Source organism: Oxyplasma meridianum (genome assembly GCF_038024865.1).
GTDB classification, from domain to species: domain Archaea; phylum Thermoplasmatota; class Thermoplasmata; order Thermoplasmatales; family Thermoplasmataceae; genus Oxyplasma; species Oxyplasma meridianum.
Genome location: NZ_CP133772.1, coordinates 1,403,592 through 1,423,269 on the forward strand (window position 1 = coordinate 1,403,592; position 19,678 = coordinate 1,423,269).

Genomic DNA, 19,678 nt, shown 5'->3' on the forward strand with positions numbered 1-19,678 from the left:
TTAATTTCCCCCTATTTTCTTTTCTATCTCTTTTGAAAGAGCTTCCGGGTAAAAACTTTCCCCGTCATATTTGGTAATTAATTCAGTTTTAATTGAAAATTCTGATTTAAGCAACCTGTTCATTTGCCCTGAAAAGTTGTTTTCCACCACAATTATCTTCTTCTTTCCGCTGAGTTTCTTTTCTATATCCCTGTTGAGAGGATAAACATGGAATATCTCCAGCGCTCCGACTTTAAGTCCCTTCTCCCTGAGTATATCGACGGCCTCTTCCACAGATCCCTGTGTTGAACCCCACTGAACAACCATGTACTCTGCATCATCTGATCTGTATGTGGGCGTGGGAGGTATTTCTTTCTTGTATGTTTCCATCTTCCTCATTCTCTTTTCCATGGAGAGTATCCTTAGAGTTGGATCCGTCTCTGCATCACTGACAACATCCCCATATTCATTGTGCTCATCTGAGTCTTCATTATGCATGAGGCCTGGCTGCCCTGGAATTGCCCTCACCGAGATGCCATCTTCACTGTATGCATATCTCTTGTAATCCTTTTGGTTATCCTGGGCTCTCTTGCCATGATCTATTTTAAAGTTTAGATCTGGTTTTGAAATGGTTTCATAGTGCTCAGCGAGATAAAGATCCACCATCAGTATAACAGGCATCTGGTATCTTTCGGCTATATTCAGAGCTTCTCTTGTAAGATAGAATAGTTCCTCAATGTTTCTTGGAGCTATTATTGCCTTGGGGTAATCTCCCTGAGATGCCCCTAAAACCTGCATGAGATCTCCCTGTTCTGTTTTAGTGGGAAGGCCTGTTGAGGGGCCTGCTCTCTGTGCTTCGTAGACAACAAGAGGCACTTCAACCATTCCTGCCATACCCAGTGCCTCGGTCATGAGGGAGAAGCCTCCTCCAGAAGACCCTGTCATAGCCCTCACACCGGCATAGTTTGCGCCTATAGCCATGTTTATTGCTGAAATCTCATCTTCTGTTATCTTGACAAACACACCATACTGCCTTGAATGTTCTGCTAGAAAGTGAAGAATTGATGAGGCGGGGGTCATTGGGTAACCAAAGTACATTTTCAGTCCTCCTGTAACGGCTCCGAGACCTGCAGCCTCTCCCCCTGCGATCAGGTATCTTTTCTCATTGCTTACCTTGAGTTCTTTGTTTAACTTCTTATATTTTTGTTGGTAGTAATCATAACCTTCCCTGGCAGCTTTCACGTTCTGTTCTGCTATATCGCCCTTCTTTCCAAACTGGTCACGTATTACGTCAGCCAGAGTGTCAAAATTCATCTGCAGGCTACCCATTGCGGCTCCTATTGCTACTGTATTCTTCAGGAGAGTGTTCTTGCTGTACTTTAAGGCTATTTCACCAAGTGGTACAGGAGTATAATCAACATCAAACTCCTTGTAGCCGGTAAGTGTACTGTCCATTATTGCCACTCCATCTTTGGGAAGTGGTGAAGCCCCACCTTCATTTATTTTTGGATTTGTATGTCTCTCAAGGGCATCCTTGTTCAACGCTATTAAAACATCAAGACCATCACCCTGTGACCTAACCTCCCGGTGAGAGGCTCTGATCTGATACCAGCTCTGCCCGCCTCTGATAATACTCTGATAATAATTATAGGTGTTTACGTGCATTCCACTTCTGGAAAAAACTTTTGCAATTATAAGACCAGCAGATTGTACACCATCCCCCGCTGCTCCTCCTACTCTGATAATGACTTCATCATTTTTCATTTTAATCGTCTAGTAAATCACTAAATTCTATTAATGCTTATGCAGTTAGATTCAAAAAGATATGTAGTGCATGGAAATATTCCAATGGGACAATATTCCTCAGTTAAAGGTTCAAATATCGCCATTTTAGCAAAGAAAATTCACATTGTAATTTTCAGATTGATATGCATGAATCTATTTTATAAGCAAAAACTTATCAAAGATTATTACAATATAGCCAGACCCGATGAAGAGAACGACCATAGTCATAGGATTTATTTTACTTATTTTTGCTGTATTTATCTTGCTGCAAAAAGGTGGACTTATAATAGGGATAATAGTTCTTGTGGGTTCTGCACTTTCCTTCTCCAGTGGTTTCAGCGTATACTTCACAAAGAACAGGATTACAAGAATAAGGAAGACAGCATACGATGGAATAGTCCAGAATGGAATCCTGAGGATTGAGAAAGGATCATTCCATGCAGACAAGGATACTTTCATAAAGAGGATGGAAAAAATTCAGGACATTCTTGCCGATCAGGAACTTATGCCGAAATTCGGTCTTGATGCCATATATCTGGAATACACTTCAGAGGAGAAAGCCAGGAAAATTGCTGAAATGATTAACAGCCGGGGCCTTAAGACCGACATAATACAGGACAGGATGAACTGGGAGATAAAACTGGAGATATAGGATTTCCGGCCACACTATTACACATAGATTTTCTAGATGTATTCAATATTACTCTCATCTGTGTTGAAAATGTTCTTAACAATGCCTCATAATCCATTTATATTCTTTTAATATAACATGTTATGAGCAGAATAGAAAAGGATGTTCTTGGAGATGTCACAATTGATGACAGATTCTATTACGGAGTTAATACCTACAGAGCAAGAGAGAATTTCAAGATCACGGGACTCACTGCAGATTTTGATCATATATGGTCAATTGTAGCTCTGAAGCGTTCCGCTGCAATTGCCAATAATAAAGGTGGAAAACTGGACAGAGAAAAAACTGATTTCATCGTGAAGGCATGCGATCTCATAATGAGTGGAGAACACAAAGACCAATTCATTGTGGATCAATTTCAGGCTGGGGCTGGAACATCTTACAATATGAATGCAAATGAAGTCATTGCAAATGTTGCACTGGAAATTGGCAAGAAAAACAAGGGCGATTACATGTACATTCACCCCAATGACCATGTGAATATGAGCCAGTCAACAAACGATGTTTATCCCACGATGATTAGAATGACAGTCGCAAGGAAATCCCCTGAACTCCTATCACAATTGAAAAAACTCATTGAATCTTTAAAGAAGAAGGCTGAGGAGTTTGATAATATTGTCAAGCCTGGCAGAACGCATCTTCAGGATGCGGCACCCATAACTCTTGGAATTGAGATGAGTGCATATGCTTACGCACTGGAAAAAGATTTGAAGGAGATTGAAACAGATCTTGACTACATAATGGAGTTGAATATAGGGGGTACAGCAGTTGGAACTGGAATAAACACAGCGCCTGATTACCAGAAAAATGTTGTGGCTGAAATTTCCAAAATAACCGGAATGAAGTTCAGGGAAAGCAGAAACCTCCCGGGAATAATGGAATTCATGACAGATTTTTCCAGGATGATGAACGGTGTTGCAAATCTTGCACTTGATATCACCAAAATGGCAAACGATATAAGACTGAGTTATTCAGGGCCGGGGACAGGCATACATGAGATTACAATACCTGCTGTCCAGCAAGGGTCTTCAATAATGCCCGGAAAGGTCAATCCTTCAATAGCTGAGGCAATGAATATGATATGCCATTCGGTTATAGGGGCTCAGCAGGCACTTAACCTGTCTGTCCAGGCCGGGCAGTTCGAACTCAATGTTATGATGCCACATATAGACTTCGAACTAACAAGATCCATTGATCTCATGACTCATGGAATGGAAATGTTCAGGACAAAACTAATAGACGGACTTCTTGCAAACGAAGAAGTGTGCAGGGAACATCTTTCAAAGAGCTTTGGATCAGCCGCCCTTCTCAATCCATACCTTGGATATGACAATGTGGCAAAGATCGTCAGGGAGGCACTTTCCTCAGGGAAGTCCATAAAGGAGCTTGCACTTGCTACCGGAAAGGTAACTGAGGAAGAGTTCATGAAGATAATGGCCAGCGGGATACCTGGTAAATCCTGATTTTTTCCAGTACCAACTAATCTTATTTTTAAAATCTCTTAAAAAAAGATAAAATATTATTCATATATTGACCCATAAAGATGAAGATATATTTTGAATCTTATGGCTGCACACTTTCAAAGTCTGAATCTGCCCTTTACGTCAATGGCATGATGAAGGATGGCGACACCATAGTCCAGAGTCCTGAGGATGCAGATATCAGTGTCATTGGGACCTGTGTGGTCATAAAGCATACAGAGGAGAAGATGCTGAACCGTATTGACCATCTGTCAACAAAGTCAAATGTGAAGGTTCTGGGTTGTTTGCCAACTGTTACCGGAAAACAGATTTCATCAGATTCAATTGAAATGATCACGCCGGGAGAGATGCGATCCTTTTACACTGGAAAACTGGATGATATAGAGATTAAGGAACCATCAATATTTGATGGGATTCCAATAAACCAGGGTTGCACAGGAAGCTGCAATTACTGCATTTCCAGAATTGCCAGGGGAAAACTGTTATCAAGAAAGCCAGAGAAGATTGTGAGTCAGGTCAGATTGCAGCTTGAACGTGGCATAAGGGAGGTGAGGATCAGTTCACTTGATACCGCTGCGTATGGCAAAGACCTTGGAACAGACCTCCCCTCACTTGTTAATGCCATAATTTCAATAGATGAGGATTTCATGGTAAGGGTAGGGATGATGGAGCCGAAGAATACCATGACCATACTTGATCCGCTGATTGATTCCATGAAAAATGCAAAGGTTTTCAAATTCCTCCATGTGCCGGTTCAGAGCGGAGATGACAGGATTCTTGAACTCATGAACAGGGAATACTGTGCTGAGGATTTCGTGACAATAAAATCCAGATTTAGGGAAAGTTTCCCGGATTCCACCCTTTCCACTGACATAATATCCGGATACCACGGTGAGGATATGGAATCCTTCGAGAATACAGTGAGGATAATAGAGAAGACCAGGCCGGATATAATAAACATCACACGCTTTTCCCCAAGGCCATATACCCCAGATTTTAACAAAAGGACCCCCCATACGAATTTGGTTAAGAGATGGACAAAGGTTTATACAGAGATGCACAGGGAGATTCTTTCGGATAAACTTTCCTCTATAGTTGGTAAAGTTGAAAATATTATTATTACTGAAAAGGGAAAGAACGGTACCTGGGTGGGAAGAGACCAGGCATACAGATCCGTGGTTGTAACTGGTGAACAGAGGCTTTACAGCAAGGTGGATGCTGAAATAGTTGATACAGGTTCTACATATCTGGTTGGCAAAGTCCTTTAGGCTTTTATCTCATCTACGGCAACAATCTCGTCCATAACATACCTTTTTGGAGGATTTTTGGAAAACAGCATCTGGAACTCTGTAACAGTAAGTATTGGCATTGCAAATTTATCAGCATCGTCTATGGGTACTCTTGGACAGCCCGTGAACACAACAGCATCACACCTCATGTTTGAATAGTCTGTTGGGTTTGCCTCATTTGCTTTAAGAATAACGGCCTCCCTTCCCATCTCTCTTATTCTGTCCACTATGACTTCAGCAACTTTTTCCCTGTACTGCCCCACTTTTGTATCAACCACAACACAGAATTTTTCAGCGTCAAGTGCCCTTGAGATGCCCACATATCTCTTCCTTATGAATCTGTCAGTCTCATCTTTTATATTCTTTAGGGAGAGATCGTTAAGATCAAGGATAAACACATCGGTGCTGGTGGAAAGCTGAACACCAATTCCGTGGAATTTTCCGGTTGTAACAATGAGAAGGCAGTCAACGCTGTTCTGGATTGCATGTGCAGCGCTGAAGTTGCATCCGAGAACCTGCCCCGGATATTTCATCCTTCGGTCGGGAATACCTGTTACTGTGGAGAAACCCATTTTTTTCAGGATTGAATCTACCTCCTTCATATGATCAATGTACTGTACTGAGCATAAAAGACCAATTTTTCTATACCCTCCCGCCTTGAGAGAATTGAAAATATCCTCCGGAAACACTATCTTGTGGCTATCACGGTATTCCAGGAAAATGACAGGTTTAGGGTATTTTATGTTGGGAATTTCAGAATGACCTAGCTGAACTATTGCATCCACATGGGAATATACGTCTCTTGAACCTATGTCGCATGCACCGTAGAATGATTCTGACGATACAATTATGTTGAAGCTTGCTGACAGCTTGTTGAAATAATCGAACACGTGAGGCTTAAGCCCGTCCGGAAGCTGAAGCAGTATCTTTTTTGCGCCCATTTCATTGAGTTTAACAATGGTTTCATTAAGGTCAAGTAGTTTCAATTTTAACTTTCCAATATCCTTAACAGGTATTAATTCATGACTGATTTACCCCTTATTCATGATCGAAACGCCCCATCGCGATAGATCAACTCACCGTTTCTCATTACCGAATTTACCATCCTTATACCGTATTCGTAAGGAATTTTTCTGTAACTGTCAACATTGAGGATAATAATGTCTGCGTTCTTCCCAGATTCAATAGATCCATATTGGCCCTCCATACCGCATGCGAATGCACCATTAATCGTGGCTGCGTTAAGGGCCTCTTCTATTGACATCCTGCAGTACTTTACAGCCAGATGCATTGCAAAGAAGAGGTTGCTGTTGTAGGAAACAGGAGATGCGTCTGATGCAAGGGCAACCGGAATCCCCCTTCTTATGAAAGCACCAATATCGTTATACTTTCCGTCTGCAACATTGAAGGCTGTCATGGGGAGGAAAGTTGCAATTGTGCCTGATCTGGCTATTTTATCCATCCCCCTCTGATCCGTGACAAGAAGATGATCAACCGTCAGTGGATGGTATTTTTCACAGAGATCCAGGCATCCTATATCTGCAAACTCATCACAGTGCAGTTTAAGTCGAAGGCCGTTAGCCTTCGCTACTTCTGCCATCTCGGATGTGGAAGAGACAGAAAAAGCCCCCCTGTCGCAGAAGACATCCACAAACTTTACCCTGTCTTTCATTCTGGGAAACATCGCAGAGATTACGTAGTTGGAGTATTCATTTTCCCTCTGCCCCTGTGGAATGGCATGCATACCGAGGAATGTTGGAATTACATTGACAATTCCTGTATTTTTTATCCGGTGGATCACTTCCAGCATCTTTGTTTCAGTGGATAGATCAAGTCCATATCCTGTCTTGATCTCCATGGATGTTGTGCCTGTTGAAACGCTCTCATAGACCCTTTTCATGCTCTGGCTAAAAATCTCGTCTCCACTGGAGCTTCGCGTATCCCTGACTGTTCGATATATTCCATTGCCGGAAGCAAGTATTTCCATATACCCATTTCCGGATATTTTCTGGTAAAATTCCTCTTCTCTTGTTCCAGCATATACTATATGCGTGTGTGAATCCACAAGCCCAGGCATCACAACATTGCCCTTTGCATCAACTGCATGGATGCTGTTCCCTTTCATATATTTCTCAGCCTTTTCAGATGTCATTATTTCTCTTATTATGCCTTCCCTGATGAGAATTGCACTGTTTTCCATCACCTTCAATCTTTTCATCTTTTCTGATTTAAGCGGCTCCCAGCCAGATCCTTCCATGGTGAGAATTTCAGATGCATTTAGGATGAGTGTATCTTTCATACTTTTATATTATAATAAGGCATATAATTTCTTTCACATCATAGATTTAAAAATGTATTGTTTCTGCAATAATTTATATATTTGTAAGAGGATTTCAAAATTCAGAGAAACATAATCCAGAAACCAAGGAGAAGTGTCAGTATGAAGCCGCCCGTAATTGAGATCATGAATGGCGTACGATACTGCATGTATTTTTTGCCCCTGTATTCATGAATTGAGAATTTCCTGCTGTTTTTCTCGTACATTTCCTGGTTATACCTGAGTGCAAATATTGAAGAATTCCCAGGCTTATTCCCTGCCTTTTTGTTGAGGTAAACCATGTAGGGAACGAAAACAATGGAAAAAATGGCAACATTGATGAGAAGCGCCATGGAAAAAGGGACAAATGACGAAATAACTCTCTGTCTTGATGTCAGGGGGGTAAGCATGGGGATTGTTATGAATGAGAATGATATAGCAATTAGAGCCTTGATGTCGCCAATGCCAAAGAATCTCTCCTGGAAACCCATGAGGAAAATGGCTGACATTACCAGAAGATCAAAACCAAATATGAATACCTGAAAGGCTAGGAATAGGGAGATAACCAGAAATATAACACCGGCAACTGGGTATATCACCAGGTCAGTTTTCATGAAAGAAGCCACGAAAATAAGGATTCCAACAAGGTAAAACCAGTATGGAGGGTTGATATATAGGGCCAGGAAAACAATACCAGCAGCAAAGAGTGGAATGAAAAGATAGGAACTGACAGTACGCCTCATGACATCGGTCACAGAACCTGCAAGAAGAACTGCAACTGCAACCAGTATAAGGAGAATTAATTGAAGCATCTGTTCACTCAAACACGTAATGCATATAATTACTTTTCACCGTTAATTCTCTTGAATGCCTTTATCACGGCGGACATGTCAAGGTTTCCGTAACCAATAGATGAAGCGGAGGCATACATCTGTGACGTTAGACCTCCCAGAGGCAGGGATATTCTTGAATCCTTTGCCATCTCCAGTGCGTAGTTTATATCCTTGATCTCATGGTTGAGAAGAAAGGCAGGGATAAAATCCTCCTTAAGAAGGGGTTCCCGCTTTATGCCCAATACAGTTGACCCGGCTGAGCTGACTGACAGGATATCCAACATCTGTTCTCTGTTCATGCCCAGCCGGTCACCGAAAACAAGTGCTTCGCTCAATGCTGCAAGATTTTCACCAAGAAGCATGTTGTGGATCAGTTTCATTTTAATGCCGTTCCCGCCGTCACCCATATAGAATATATTTTTTGAGAATGCTTCAAGGAAAGGTTTTACTGTGTCAAAGGCTTTCTTTTCGCCTCCGAAAAGTGCGGTTAGTTCAGCATTCTGTGCGAATGACACACTCCCAATCACAGGGCAGTCCACATATGTACATGACTTTTCCATGACATTTGCCCTGTTTTCATTTGAGGCTTTCAGTGAAATTGTGCTCATATCCACTATGATTGTACCCGGTATTATGTGACTGAGAAGCCCGTTCTTGCCTGAGATTATTTCCTGAGAAGCCTGAGAATCGGTAACTATAACAAATATTATGTTGCAGTTGGATGAAACCTGGAAAGGGTATTGAAAAACCTTAAGCCCAAGAGCCCCAAATTCATCAGCCTTCTGCTTTGTCCGGTTATATATGCCGGTTACTTTGTATTTCTTCAGTATGTTGTAAAGTATGGGCCTCCCCATCTTTCCCAGACCTATGAAACCTATATCAGACGTCATTCTCCACCTTGATTCAAATTTCAAGAAAATATAAAGAACTGCCGTTTTCCTGGGTGGCACACTCCAGGCTTTTGTATAATATGTGTTTGTCTTCCAGTCTTGTCCTGGCTTTTTCCAGTGCAAGATCCGGCATATTATTTTTCTGGCTCAGGTGAGTCAGGACGATTCGTGTATCCTGCGTAACAACCTTTTCAAGCACATCTGCAGTCTGGTGGTTTGAAAGATGACCAAATCTACCAGAAATCCTGTTTTTAAGGGCTATAGGGTAGGGGCCGTTCCTGAGCATTTCCTCGTCATGGTTTGATTCCAGTGCCAGTATATGAGACCCCTTTATATTTTCCAGCAGATCATGCGTTGCAATGCCCAGGTCTGATACAACGCTTATTTTCATTCTGGAGCTTTCTACCACATATCCCACAGGATCTGAAGCGTCGTGAGAGATATTTATAGCTTTTATTCGGAAATTTCCGATGACTGCTTCACCATTAATTCTGTAAAAATCCCTGAATCCTGCTGCGTAACCTGTCATTTCCCTTGTATAAATATCGAATCCAGGATTTGTCTTCAGGTTTCTTACACCGCTGCAGTGGTCTGAATGTTCATGAGATATGAAAAGTGACTTTTGTGATGTATTAATATTCAATTCTTCAATCCTTTTATTCAGCCTCTTCCTTGAAATACCCATATCTATTATGATAAGATCGTCGTTGTCCCAGATCAGGCTGCAGTTGCCAGCACTTCCGCTTGCAACAATATTGAAGCCTATGCCCTGCATTGAATGGTGAATAAATATATAGCATATGATACTTTCCAGATCAAAGGCGGATTATTATATACAGTAATGTTTCATGATCATGAAAATATTACTGGTAGATAGAGAAGAGATTAAAGATAATATGGTACCACTTATAAGATCGGATATTGCATGGGATCTATTTTTTCCTGGATATCCGGGAGATTTACCCCAGGGACATGGCAGAAGGGCATATCCTTTCTCAAACTGGCTGTGGGATGAACTTGGAATGGTTGGAGGTTACCTTAACAAAAATTCCGGAAAGGTAATATTTATTGCAACACCTCAACTATCAGACTCCGGCAGAGAATTTGTCCTTCGACTCTGTTCAATGTGGGCTGATGAAATTTATATATATGAAAAAGAGGAGAATAATTTATGGATTCCCCCCATGGTTAACCTCTTCCATGAAAGCGACATGGATAATGCCGAGAAACGCATGACTCTAAAAGATGATGACGGATACCAAAGATTCTTCATGCCTCTGATAGGTCCATCCAGATCTTTTTTCCGGCTGGAAAAGATAAGCCCTGGCAATTCTTCAGCAAGACTACACAGTCATTCTGCAGTTGATGAATACTACCTTCTATTGAACGGAAGGGCCACACTGATGATTGGAACAAAAAGTATTCACATTGAACCAGGTACACTTATTGGGAAACCTACTGGACCAGATCTGGTCAGCCAGTTGCTTGCAGATCGGGGTGAGGAAATAGAGGTCCTTGACATGGAAATATGGCCCGACAGTTATTACACCGCAAAGGATCTGGTGAGTTACCCAGAACACGGTGAACTCTTCATGAGAGGGTCTGGATGGGGGTCCATAATACCATGGATAACTGCCTCAGATACCAGAGACTTCCGGGAGAACTATGACGTATCTTATCACAGAAATGCTGATGGGTCATGGTCTCCTGCACAATTCCAGGGGCACAGAGAAAGAAAAAAATAGAATATTACTGGGCCAGTGTATTAAGCTGTTCCAGCAATCCTTTCTCAACGTGATCTGTCCATGCAATTTCTGGTATGTCAATAACAATGAAAATTTCTGAGAGAAAAAGAACCTCCATGGCTGTTATTGCTAAATTTTTTATGAGCTTCCCTACTCCCACATGAACATTGATCTCATCATTGATATTCTCAAATGAAAATGTCAGTGCCCTGTCTGCGGCGATGATGTCTCTGAGAATGCCAGGCTTCTGAGCCTGTATAATTGCCTTGTCATCCTGTATGTTGCTCTGCACCTTCCAGTTGTTATTCTTAAGGTAGTCTGCAAAACTGTTAGCTACTTCTTTCAGGCTTTTACTGCTTTTTAGGACCCTATCTTTTTTGAATATTTCCATTAATTGCTATAATATGATATTATTTAACCTTTAGAGTTCATGCCATTTTAACGGTTAGGCTGGGAAAACTAATATTCAAGTTCAGCATATTTATGAAATAGTGCAGGTGATTCTCAATGAGGGAACTCACGAAAAAAGAGGTAAAGCAGATCCGAAAACTTCTGAAGCAGGGGGTGGATGTTCCGGAAATATGCGCAAAATTCAGCATTCCACCCGCGGAATGGAGGGAAGTTGTCATAAAGAATGATCTCTTCTGAAATGGGGAATTTACGGTTTCAATGCATGATGCCGTTTAGCAGATCTGATATTGAGTCTTTATACTGAGTCTTTATACATGTAATATATTCCAAAATGCCCTGCATCATAATGGACAGAACAGTGGTCTATTTCCTTTTCCTTCATAATTTGACTGATGCCATTTATTCCAGTGTTTATGGAGAATTCATCGTGGCTGCCTTTCTGCAAAATTATTTTTATTTTTTTTAAAACTAGGGATATGATTGACGACATTGCGCAGTGGGTCCATTCTTTCAATTGACCCCACACATGGTCATGAACCTTTCCCGTGCTTAGATCAAATGGGAGTTTTATGCGCAATTCTTCTCCCGGATCAGGTGAATAAAAAGCGGACATTGACAGAAGATCATTAACTGTAAGATCCTGATTTTCATGGAAGTTTGATGATCTGAACTTCTTTAGGAAGCCTTTCACACCCAGTTTCCCAAGGACATCTATGGATAAAGGAAAATCTCTAAGATAGCAGTACTCAAATCCTGAATCCCCAGAAACATCTATGAAACCACTGAAAGTATCCTGATGCCTCACAGAAAGTGTGTAGGACCTGAATCAACCGGAAGACTTACCGAAAAGCCCAATTTTTCTCTTTTCCAAGCTGTTTCTGATAAAGTTCGAAATATCAATTGAAATGAAATCCTCATAGTTTCCAACTGATCAGGAATTCAGATACAGATTCCCTCCCTGTGAGGTCATTGTGTCAAGCAGAACTATTTTAAAAGATTCAACAAACTTTTTCTCCGCAATTCTTTCAAGAACTTTCAGGAAGTCAATGCCGGAAAAACTCCTTTTCACTAAAGAAAAGGATGTAACGTAAAATCCCGCAAGCCCTATAAGAACAGGTGTTTCATCATTACTGTTATATTCCAAAATTGTGACATACCGATGGTTGAGGTCTCCTAGAAAATTATTTTCAAGAGATTTTGAATGGATTTAATCCGTTTTTATTGATATGTTTTCCATGGTGGAAATATTCCATCACAATAATTTACCTTTACAGATCTATTGCATTTCGGATATCAATTTAACGACTTCCTCTGGCGCCTTAAGAATTGCTTCCGGATGGTACTGTTCCATTCTTTCGACTTTGCCGGAACCCCAGACTGCCCCCAGTGGTCTTATTCCTGCCCCATGGGCAGCAATGATGTCGTATGGCTGATCGCCCACATATATACAATCAGTGTTCTTGACATGGAGTTTTTTCAGAGCCAGAATCAGTGGATCAGGATCAGGTTTCTGATAGATAGTATCTTCCTGTCCCACGTAAAACTGGAAATATTTCATGATTCCGAAAATGTTCAGAAGGGTTTCAGCATCTGTTCTATGGCTGGAGGTTACAACAGCCATCCTGAGATTCATGCCAGAAAGTTTTTCAAGCATTTCCCTAATACCTGGATATACTCTGATGGATGAAATGTTATCATTATAGTATTTTCTTCCGGTTTCATATATTTCATCTCCCTTTTCAGGAAACCACTGGGACAGTATTTTCTTAACAGGCCTTCCTATTAGATCAGCATTCTCTTCTTCAGTTATGCCCCGCCCCAGAACCCTCCTGAATCCGTAATCGGTGGCAACTGCTGACATCCCCTCACTGTCAAGAAGTGTTCCATCCATATCAAATATAACCGCTTTTATAATATGAAACACCCCATAATACATTGGGTTAATGAAATGGACACTAAAAATTGTTATGGTGAGTAGTGTTTTTTAGATAATATTCTCAACTTCATGAGATTACTCAGGAACTTGAGAATGAAGCAACCCCAAGCCAGTAGATGCTTTTCAAAAATCCAATTGTTGTGTTCAGGTTTATGTCTGAAAATTCATACGCCTTATGCCCGTGGGTCTCTGCCAGATCTTTGAATATCTTATCAATCCTTGAAAATATTTTGTCCGTCATCAGGTTTACAATATGCCTGCTTACAGAGTTTCCCATACGTTTTGTCATTTCCGGAAGCATCTGTTTTGACATTTTGAGATCGTAAGACCATGCGATGTAAAGAAGTTCCCAGTATTTTCCCGGAAGTTTGTCAATAATGGGGAAAGATTTTCCCTTAAGCCTTGAACTTGTCATCGGGATTACTGCAAGAGGAAAGATCCATGCCCTGTATCTGTTGTCTATAATGGATTCTACCAAATTTATGCTCTGATCAACATCCTCATCCGTTTCGTCCTCGAAACCTACTGTCATGGTATAGCATGGAGTTATGTAGGCATCATTGAGTATAGGGGTTGAATCAAGTATTATGTTTTTCCAGTCTGCAGGTCTCCATGGAAAAGGTTTTCCATTCATGTATTTACGAAGAATGCGCTCACTTCCTGATTCAAGTCCAACCACTGGTGCCTCGGCCCTGTACTTATGGTATTCGGTTATCTCGGATATATCCATAACTGTCTTCGGACTGTCCAGGACAGCCGGAGATGATATATGGGGGAAGTATATCTGTTCTGCACCTGCCTTTTTTACCGAGGAGAACAGATTGACAACTGAATTATGATTTGTGGCCAGCCTTTTGGAACCATATAGCAATATGTCGTCGGTGATTAGTTCAATGCTTTTCTCCCCACTATCCAGATTAAGCTTCACCTCTTCCATGATATCCTCAATCGGTATGGACCTGAATGTTTCGGGGGTGATGGTACAGAACTGACAACCTCTTGGACAGCCCCTTGTTACCTGCACTTCACCAAAGCGTGCAGGTTTTATTATCCTGGAGATTTTTGAAACCGGAGGGTTTTTGCCTGTAAAGTTCCTGGGAAGATCCAGATCTTCAATTCCCCTGGATACCAGACCGGGAAGATCCTCTTCTGCTTCACCGTTAAATATGAGATCTACCCAATCCGGTCTTTTCATGCCCATCTGCCATGCCGCTGGCCCACCAATGAATACCTTGAACCCGAATCTCTTCTTCAATTGGGAAACTTTTTCAGACAGTTCTGAAAAAAATTCAGCAGTCCAGCTTGGACCTCCACCGAAAATCATTGTTAACTTTGTACTTACCGGGCTCAACCCATATGGATCGTGAACTGATATGCCCAGTATCTTCGTGTCCTCTCCAACAACCTTCTCAAGGTCATCCGGAGGAGATACAATAACATCGTCGATGCCGTTATAGTGAAGTGCGGCTTCGATCTTCCTTAATGCATATGGAGCCCTTAATGCTTCACCCTTCCTGTTTGACTGCTGAGGAGGTGTAAAAACTCTATCCATTAGTATTCTCGGAACCAGCCTTGCTGGCATGCAGGCAACATATCCAAGCGTTGACACCCCAGAATAGCTTGTAAAGGAGCTTTGATCTGCTGTAAGCACAACCTTAGCGCACATAATGTAAAAATAGTTAGATATTAAAATAATTTACTATTTGCAGTGATAAATATTTATTTTGAAAAATGTAAAAATGTAAGTTATACGGGTTAGTTTCTCTGGATTTTCTTTTCCAATTCCCAATTGGACAGGAAAATATTTTAACTTCTTATCGTGAAGTCCCCTTCTTATAGGTAGGGGATAAAAGAGATTAAAGCATTTATTGGTGTATAGATCATAAAATCTCTATGCCCTATGACCTGGACAAGGGATCTCATTCTTTGTATTCATTATATTACCACTTTATTTAGGTGATAAAATACAGGAAGAGAGTATTCACAAAGGATTCCATTGTGCATTTCCTAAAGATGAAAGCAAAAGAGATCGCAGATAAACATAACAAAAATCTTCAATCTTTGGAAATATAAAACATGACCTGAGGCTTTCAGACTGGACATGCCAATGCAATGTGTATTTTATCTCAATGGGCAGGAAATCTCAATGCAGATATCAAAATCAAGAATGTCAAATTAATAAAGATAGGTAGAGACAATTCCGAATATATGTTCGTAGATATTGGAGATATGCCAAAAAGGGCAACTTCAATCATAGATAAGGGAAACGAACTGCGTTAGCTGGGGGTTGATGTCACTTTACCATGAAAGTTCCCCACGAACAAGGGAAACCATGGAATCGAGTATTCTCTCTTTTACCATGGATGGATTGTGCCAGTTGAAGAGAGATGGTTCCAGGTAACATGCAAGAGCACATTTGTTGCAGCTTTCATAAGGAGCCCAGTCATATGTATTCCAGAGATCAAGTATGTCGGTATCCCATACCTTAACACTGCCATTGTACTCATTGATAACATAGCAAGGCTGAACGATATTCCCAAGCGGATCTATGTTTATGGTGAGCCATGGTTTGCACCTCCATGGATGGTCACCGTACCATGAATTAAGAATAGAGGAGAAATATTCCTTAGAATTGACTATTGGAAACCCACTTAACTTGTAACTCTCCAGCATTTTTATTGTGTCCCTGAGTTTTAATTTTTCTGGAGACATCTTCTCTGCAGTGGTGTAATCATAGGCAATCTGAAAATTTACACTAACACCAAGCTTCACAGCGAGATCTACAATCCCCTGAGCCTGATCCATGTTTTCGTTTGTTATTGTTGAGCTTATAGCCAAAGGTACTTCATCCCGGGCTGATTCAATTCCTTCAACCGCATGCCTGAATGATCCCGCCATTCCTCTCAGCCTGTCATGGACCTCTCCTATTCCGTCGAGAGAGACAAACAGGTAATTCAAGCTGTCCTTTATGTCTTCTATTTTTGCCTTGAGCAACCACCCATTTGTTACCATAGAGGTGTGAAATCTTCTCTTGGATTCATAAAGTATTTCTCCTATATCTTTCCTGAGAAGTGGTTCACCGCCTTCAAACCCCAGGAAGGAGACACCCGCCTTTTTCAGAGAATCCATCATCCTGATCTCATCGTCTATGTCAAGGAGAGTTTCGTCTTCTCTCCTCCAGAACGGACACATTTTGCATTTCAGATTGCAGGAATACTGTAGTTTATGGCCAGCTATGAGAGGGAACTTCTTGTTTGGCAGACTTTTTATAGTTCTGACCACCCCTCTCCCTATAACTGAACTGACTAGAGACACAATTATTCATGAGCATCCATTATTCATACTTTACTGAAATATATGTTAATAAGACATGACACTTGACCAAATTTAAAAAGCATAAATTGCCTAAAATATAACCTTAATATATGCGAGTTCTGGAAAAAAGAAATCTTATGATGAAATCAACTAACCCACAATTGATAAAGAAATGGATGACATAATTAAGAAAATAGAAGACTGCCGTAGCAATAAGATGTCACAGGTCCGTTGCATATTTATGGAGACTGATCCGGAAACTATTGAAGAAGTGAAGTAAAGAAAACCCAGCAATCCCCATGGAGTATCCGAATGGTCCAGAAATAAAATAATTTGCATAGGGAATATACTTAAGAAATCGGTTCGACTGACCTTCACAAAGGGGTCAGCGATTGATGATGCTCATGGAATATTTAACACAAGACTTGACAGCAGAACATTTCTTACAGTTGATTATTTCGAGGAAAGTAAAATTGATCATGCTGCCCTTTGGTCACTGATAAACGGGGCTTTAAAACTTAACCTTTCCAGATTAGGGCCGAAAAAAAGAAAGTAACATACCATTAACAGTTGAGAAATGAAAGGTAAATCTGACTAATCGTAGCATGAATAGAAGAAAGACGATGTTATTATACAATAGGAATCAAAGTTTTGTCAAACCCCTTGAATTTAAATCTGTAGCGGAATGATCAAGCAAGACCCTTATTGTCTGATTTATTAAGATCGTTCAGGGAAAATCTTTTTTCATTGGAACCTGATCACTGATCCACTACCATTATGATCGAAAATATAATCTATGAAATTACCATATTTTAAAAAGACTACATCCTGATTTTAACTTTTTACTAAGTTGATCAGTCATTAAATTCTTTAATTTAACAGCTTGGAGAAGGTTTAATTTTAAATTCAAAATGGAGTTTTCTGTTCCTGATCAATCAAAACTTTATATCACTAAATTGCAATACTTGAGTATGTCTGCAGAAGAAGAACTGAAATCAATTATTGAGAGTTCAAGAAAAATATCCCAGGATGGGACATTAGTTACCTACGACCTTACGTCAGGAATCGATTTCTCAAATCCAAAAGCTGTGGCAAAAGCCCTGTCAGATGTATTTTTTGAAAAAGATGCAATAAACTGGTTCAAGGTCAATGACGACAAAATAGATTTTGTACCAACATACAAAGTTAGAGTTGTAATGAAAGAAGAACATAACAAAAAACTGGAAAGCACGGTTGATGATTTTCTAAAGGACCTTCAAAAAGACGGGATTTCCAAAGACTATTCAAAGCAGATCAAAAAGGGAAGCATTATTGCAACACAACTTCAATCTGCCATGGCTAAGCATGCATTAGAGTCAACCCTATTCAAGCACTCTTTGGACAAAGTATATGAAGATTCGATCAGAGATGATCTCTTTGTTGATCTTCTTGAAAAACTGGAAATAAGATCCCTAAGTGGCAAGGACCTTATTGACTGGAACAAACTCCCTCTCTGACTGCCAAGAACTGAATCGTTTCAATTGAGAGAATTCTAAAGATTGTACTAATAGATTCCATGATCAAGGGAAAAGCTGTTCCCAGAAAAGGATGTGATTGTTGATTAAATCGCTATAAATAGTGGGCGTTCTCTTTACATTCTGGATGAACATTTTGAAGCTTTCACGGACTATGGTCTAAAGTTTTTCAAACAGTTTTAAACTATAACAATAGTTATGTGATCCTGTGATCCCTAAAATTTCAGATACTTTTCATGATTATATTTCCAGTTACAGACACAATAAAATCTGCCTCATAATGTAAAAAAGATTCATTTCAGAAAAAACATCTGGTCAATTGACACTTTATGCTTTCCTCGATATGCATACTTAAGCTTGGAATAAGGAGATCAATATAAGGTGCTTTCAACTTTCAAGAACGAGGTAGAGCGATTGCAATTTATTATATTCTTGTTTATATTTATCTCATCTTATTGTGTCCAGGGTTAAAGGATTCAGCTTGCACAAAAGCATTATGTTGATTCTGGACGCAACGACCAGGGATGATAATACCATCGGAATAAAAAGTAATAAAAAGTATTTACAACTTATACGTATTAACAGTTCACAATGGCTCACAGAAAGAAAGGCAATCTTGCACTAAAAATCCTTGGCCTGATATTACTCATGGCAGCCGTACTCTTTCTAATTTACCTGCTCACAGTTTTCCATGTTTTACCAGTTAATTTCACGATCTATGTTAATGCCATTTTCATTGGAATAATAGTCTATGTAATCTTACGAATCATACTTAGTTTCCTTAACAGATACCTCTCGAAATACATGGATAAGAGGAAAATCCACCCCATAATGTTCCTTTTATCCATTCTGGCATATTTCATACTCGGTGTTGTTGTCCTATCTTCCCTGGGAATCGACGTATCATCGCTGATACTTGGAGGTTCGCTTATATCTGTTGTACTGGGATTGGCGGCTAACACAGTTCTTTCCAACCAGTTCGCAGGGATACTATTTGTGGTTGTAAGGCCATTCAACATAGGAGACCTAGTCACAATGAACATGTGGCAGTATGGGGGCGTTTTCCCCACGCTGTTCCCCAAGTATTTCTCAGTGGACAGAATTGAAGCAACTGCCTACACGGGTCAGGTTGTGGATATTACCATAAACTATACAATACTGGACATGGCAAACGGGGACCGAGTGAAAATACCCAATGGAATACTTGTTCAGGGAGCCATAATAATAAGGAAACCGGGAGTTCTGGTCAAGGCACGTTACGAGATTCCAAAATTCATTGAATTTGAGAGAGTTGAGCCCCTTATAAGGAAAGAGATTGAAAGCATACCAGATTACATGGGTAGCATTTCAATCACTGTGGACGAGACTACACTCAACACCTACATACTTATGGTGGTGGCGAAGTTTAACGTGCTGGATGTGGATGAAAAGAGGGGAGAAATTTTTCTGCGCTTAATGCGTTTGGTTGAACCAATGAAGTCAGTTAACTGAT

The 19,678-nt window shown here is 40.4% G+C and carries 19 protein-coding genes; 7 read left to right on the forward strand and 12 right to left on the reverse strand.

What is annotated here, in order from left to right:
* Positions 1-1,743 (reverse strand): 2-oxoacid:acceptor oxidoreductase subunit alpha, encoded by a 1,743-nt coding sequence (locus tag OXIME_RS07305; RefSeq protein WP_393971189.1) that lies wholly within the window; start codon positions 1,741-1,743, stop codon positions 1-3.
* A gap of 226 nt (positions 1,744-1,969) precedes the next feature.
* Between OXIME_RS07305 and OXIME_RS07310 the strand changes: the two genes are divergently transcribed.
* The 3 genes from OXIME_RS07310 to OXIME_RS07320 all read left to right on the forward strand — a co-directional run bounded on the left by OXIME_RS07310 (position 1,970) and on the right by OXIME_RS07320 (position 5,204).
* Positions 1,970-2,416 (forward strand): hypothetical protein, encoded by a 447-nt coding sequence (locus tag OXIME_RS07310; RefSeq protein WP_393971190.1) that lies wholly within the window; start codon positions 1,970-1,972, stop codon positions 2,414-2,416.
* Positions 2,417-2,538: 122 nt separating this feature from the next.
* The gene (locus OXIME_RS07315; RefSeq protein ID WP_393971191.1) at positions 2,539-3,918 is read left to right on the forward strand and encodes an aspartate ammonia-lyase; all 1,380 of its coding nucleotides are present in this window, start codon (positions 2,539-2,541) and stop codon (positions 3,916-3,918) included.
* Between the two features lie 80 nt (positions 3,919-3,998).
* On the forward strand, positions 3,999-5,204 hold the full coding sequence (locus OXIME_RS07320) for a tRNA (N(6)-L-threonylcarbamoyladenosine(37)-C(2))-methylthiotransferase (protein ID WP_393971192.1): 1,206 nt from the start codon (positions 3,999-4,001) through the stop codon (positions 5,202-5,204).
* Here OXIME_RS07320 and dph2 read toward each other — a convergent pair.
* The 5 genes from dph2 to OXIME_RS07345 form a co-directional block, all read right to left on the reverse strand.
* Positions 5,201-6,211, reverse strand: coding sequence for a diphthamide biosynthesis enzyme Dph2 (gene dph2, locus OXIME_RS07325; RefSeq protein WP_393971193.1), 1,011 nt, complete (start codon positions 6,209-6,211; stop codon positions 5,201-5,203). The genes OXIME_RS07320 and dph2 overlap by 4 nt on opposite strands.
* A 56-nt stretch (positions 6,212-6,267) precedes the next feature.
* On the reverse strand, positions 6,268-7,524 hold the full coding sequence (gene hutI, locus OXIME_RS07330; protein ID WP_393971194.1) for an imidazolonepropionase: 1,257 nt from the start codon (positions 7,522-7,524) through the stop codon (positions 6,268-6,270).
* A gap of 101 nt (positions 7,525-7,625) precedes the next feature.
* The gene (locus OXIME_RS07335; protein ID WP_393971195.1) at positions 7,626-8,354 is read right to left on the reverse strand and encodes a hypothetical protein; all 729 of its coding nucleotides are present in this window, start codon (positions 8,352-8,354) and stop codon (positions 7,626-7,628) included.
* A 29-nt stretch (positions 8,355-8,383) separates the two neighbouring features.
* Positions 8,384-9,265, reverse strand: a complete 882-nt coding sequence (locus tag OXIME_RS07340) for an NAD(P)-dependent oxidoreductase (RefSeq protein ID WP_393971196.1) — start codon at positions 9,263-9,265, stop codon at positions 8,384-8,386.
* Between the two features lie 13 nt (positions 9,266-9,278).
* On the reverse strand, positions 9,279-10,040 hold the full coding sequence (locus OXIME_RS07345) for an MBL fold metallo-hydrolase (RefSeq protein ID WP_393971197.1): 762 nt from the start codon (positions 10,038-10,040) through the stop codon (positions 9,279-9,281).
* Positions 10,041-10,113: 73 nt separating this feature from the next.
* On the opposite strand from OXIME_RS07345, the gene OXIME_RS07350 reads away from it, so the two are divergent.
* Positions 10,114-11,010, forward strand: coding sequence for a hypothetical protein (locus OXIME_RS07350; protein WP_393971198.1), 897 nt, complete (start codon positions 10,114-10,116; stop codon positions 11,008-11,010).
* A 4-nt stretch (positions 11,011-11,014) separates the two neighbouring features.
* Here OXIME_RS07350 and OXIME_RS07355 read toward each other — a convergent pair whose 3' ends face one another.
* A complete protein-coding gene (locus tag OXIME_RS07355) occupies positions 11,015-11,401 on the reverse strand; it encodes a hypothetical protein (protein WP_393971199.1) in 387 nt (128 codons plus the stop codon).
* 116 nt (positions 11,402-11,517) lie between these two features.
* Between OXIME_RS07355 and OXIME_RS07360 the strand changes: the two genes are divergently transcribed.
* Entirely contained in the window at positions 11,518-11,658 is a 141-nt protein-coding gene (locus OXIME_RS07360) for a hypothetical protein (RefSeq protein WP_393971200.1), read from the forward strand.
* Positions 11,659-11,716: 58 nt separating this feature from the next.
* On the opposite strand, the gene OXIME_RS07365 is transcribed toward OXIME_RS07360, so the two are convergent.
* The 5 genes from OXIME_RS07365 to OXIME_RS07385 form a co-directional block, all read right to left on the reverse strand.
* Complete coding sequence (locus OXIME_RS07365; protein ID WP_393971201.1) at positions 11,717-12,226, reverse strand: hypothetical protein; 510 nt, start codon at positions 12,224-12,226, stop codon at positions 11,717-11,719.
* 126 nt (positions 12,227-12,352) lie between these two features.
* Positions 12,353-12,565 (reverse strand): hypothetical protein, encoded by a 213-nt coding sequence (locus OXIME_RS07370; protein WP_393971202.1) that lies wholly within the window; start codon positions 12,563-12,565, stop codon positions 12,353-12,355.
* 132 nt (positions 12,566-12,697) lie between these two features.
* Positions 12,698-13,357, reverse strand: coding sequence for an HAD family hydrolase (locus tag OXIME_RS07375; RefSeq protein ID WP_393971203.1), 660 nt, complete (start codon positions 13,355-13,357; stop codon positions 12,698-12,700).
* Between the two features lie 79 nt (positions 13,358-13,436).
* Positions 13,437-15,023, reverse strand: a complete 1,587-nt coding sequence (locus OXIME_RS07380) for a B12-binding domain-containing radical SAM protein (RefSeq protein ID WP_393971204.1) — start codon at positions 15,021-15,023, stop codon at positions 13,437-13,439.
* A gap of 632 nt (positions 15,024-15,655) precedes the next feature.
* On the reverse strand, positions 15,656-16,672 hold the full coding sequence (locus OXIME_RS07385) for a PTO1314 family radical SAM protein (RefSeq protein ID WP_393971205.1): 1,017 nt from the start codon (positions 16,670-16,672) through the stop codon (positions 15,656-15,658).
* Positions 16,673-17,643: 971 nt separating this feature from the next.
* Between OXIME_RS07385 and OXIME_RS07390 the strand changes: the two genes are divergently transcribed.
* Together OXIME_RS07390 and OXIME_RS07395 are read left to right on the forward strand one after the other, a co-directional pair.
* Positions 17,644-18,168 carry a hypothetical protein gene (locus tag OXIME_RS07390; RefSeq protein WP_393971206.1) on the forward strand — a complete coding sequence of 175 codons (525 nt, stop codon included), beginning with the start codon at positions 17,644-17,646 and terminating at the stop codon, positions 18,166-18,168.
* 609 nt (positions 18,169-18,777) lie between these two features.
* Positions 18,778-19,677: a mechanosensitive ion channel family protein gene (locus OXIME_RS07395; protein ID WP_393971207.1), complete on the forward strand. Its 900-nt coding sequence runs from the start codon at positions 18,778-18,780 to the stop codon at positions 19,675-19,677.
* The last annotated feature ends 1 nt before the right edge of the window (position 19,678 follow it).

Excerpts from the sequence above, each read along its gene's own strand:
- OXIME_RS07305 (WP_393971189.1), bottom strand. The coding sequence starts at position 1,743 with ATGAAAAATGATGAAGTCATTATCAGAGTAGGAGGAGCAGCGGGGGAT.
- OXIME_RS07310 (WP_393971190.1), top strand. The coding sequence starts at position 1,970 with ATGAAGAGAACGACCATAGTCATAGGATTTATTTTACTTATTTTTGCT.
- OXIME_RS07315 (WP_393971191.1), top strand. The coding sequence starts at position 2,539 with ATGAGCAGAATAGAAAAGGATGTTCTTGGAGATGTCACAATTGATGAC.
- OXIME_RS07320 (WP_393971192.1), top strand. The coding sequence starts at position 3,999 with ATGAAGATATATTTTGAATCTTATGGCTGCACACTTTCAAAGTCTGAA.
- hutI (WP_393971194.1), bottom strand. The coding sequence starts at position 7,524 with ATGAAAGATACACTCATCCTAAATGCATCTGAAATTCTCACCATGGAA.
- OXIME_RS07335 (WP_393971195.1), bottom strand. The coding sequence starts at position 8,354 with ATGCTTCAATTAATTCTCCTTATACTGGTTGCAGTTGCAGTTCTTCTT.
- OXIME_RS07340 (WP_393971196.1), bottom strand. The coding sequence starts at position 9,265 with ATGACGTCTGATATAGGTTTCATAGGTCTGGGAAAGATGGGGAGGCCC.
- OXIME_RS07345 (WP_393971197.1), bottom strand. The coding sequence starts at position 10,040 with ATGCAGGGCATAGGCTTCAATATTGTTGCAAGCGGAAGTGCTGGCAAC.
- OXIME_RS07350 (WP_393971198.1), top strand. The coding sequence starts at position 10,114 with ATGATCATGAAAATATTACTGGTAGATAGAGAAGAGATTAAAGATAAT.
- OXIME_RS07355 (WP_393971199.1), bottom strand. The coding sequence starts at position 11,401 with ATGGAAATATTCAAAAAAGATAGGGTCCTAAAAAGCAGTAAAAGCCTG.
- OXIME_RS07360 (WP_393971200.1), top strand. The coding sequence starts at position 11,518 with ATGAGGGAACTCACGAAAAAAGAGGTAAAGCAGATCCGAAAACTTCTG.
- OXIME_RS07375 (WP_393971203.1), bottom strand. The coding sequence starts at position 13,357 with ATGTATTATGGGGTGTTTCATATTATAAAAGCGGTTATATTTGATATG.
- OXIME_RS07380 (WP_393971204.1), bottom strand. The coding sequence starts at position 15,023 with ATGTGCGCTAAGGTTGTGCTTACAGCAGATCAAAGCTCCTTTACAAGC.
- OXIME_RS07390 (WP_393971206.1), top strand. The coding sequence starts at position 17,644 with ATGTCTGCAGAAGAAGAACTGAAATCAATTATTGAGAGTTCAAGAAAA.
- OXIME_RS07395 (WP_393971207.1), top strand. The coding sequence starts at position 18,778 with ATGGCTCACAGAAAGAAAGGCAATCTTGCACTAAAAATCCTTGGCCTG.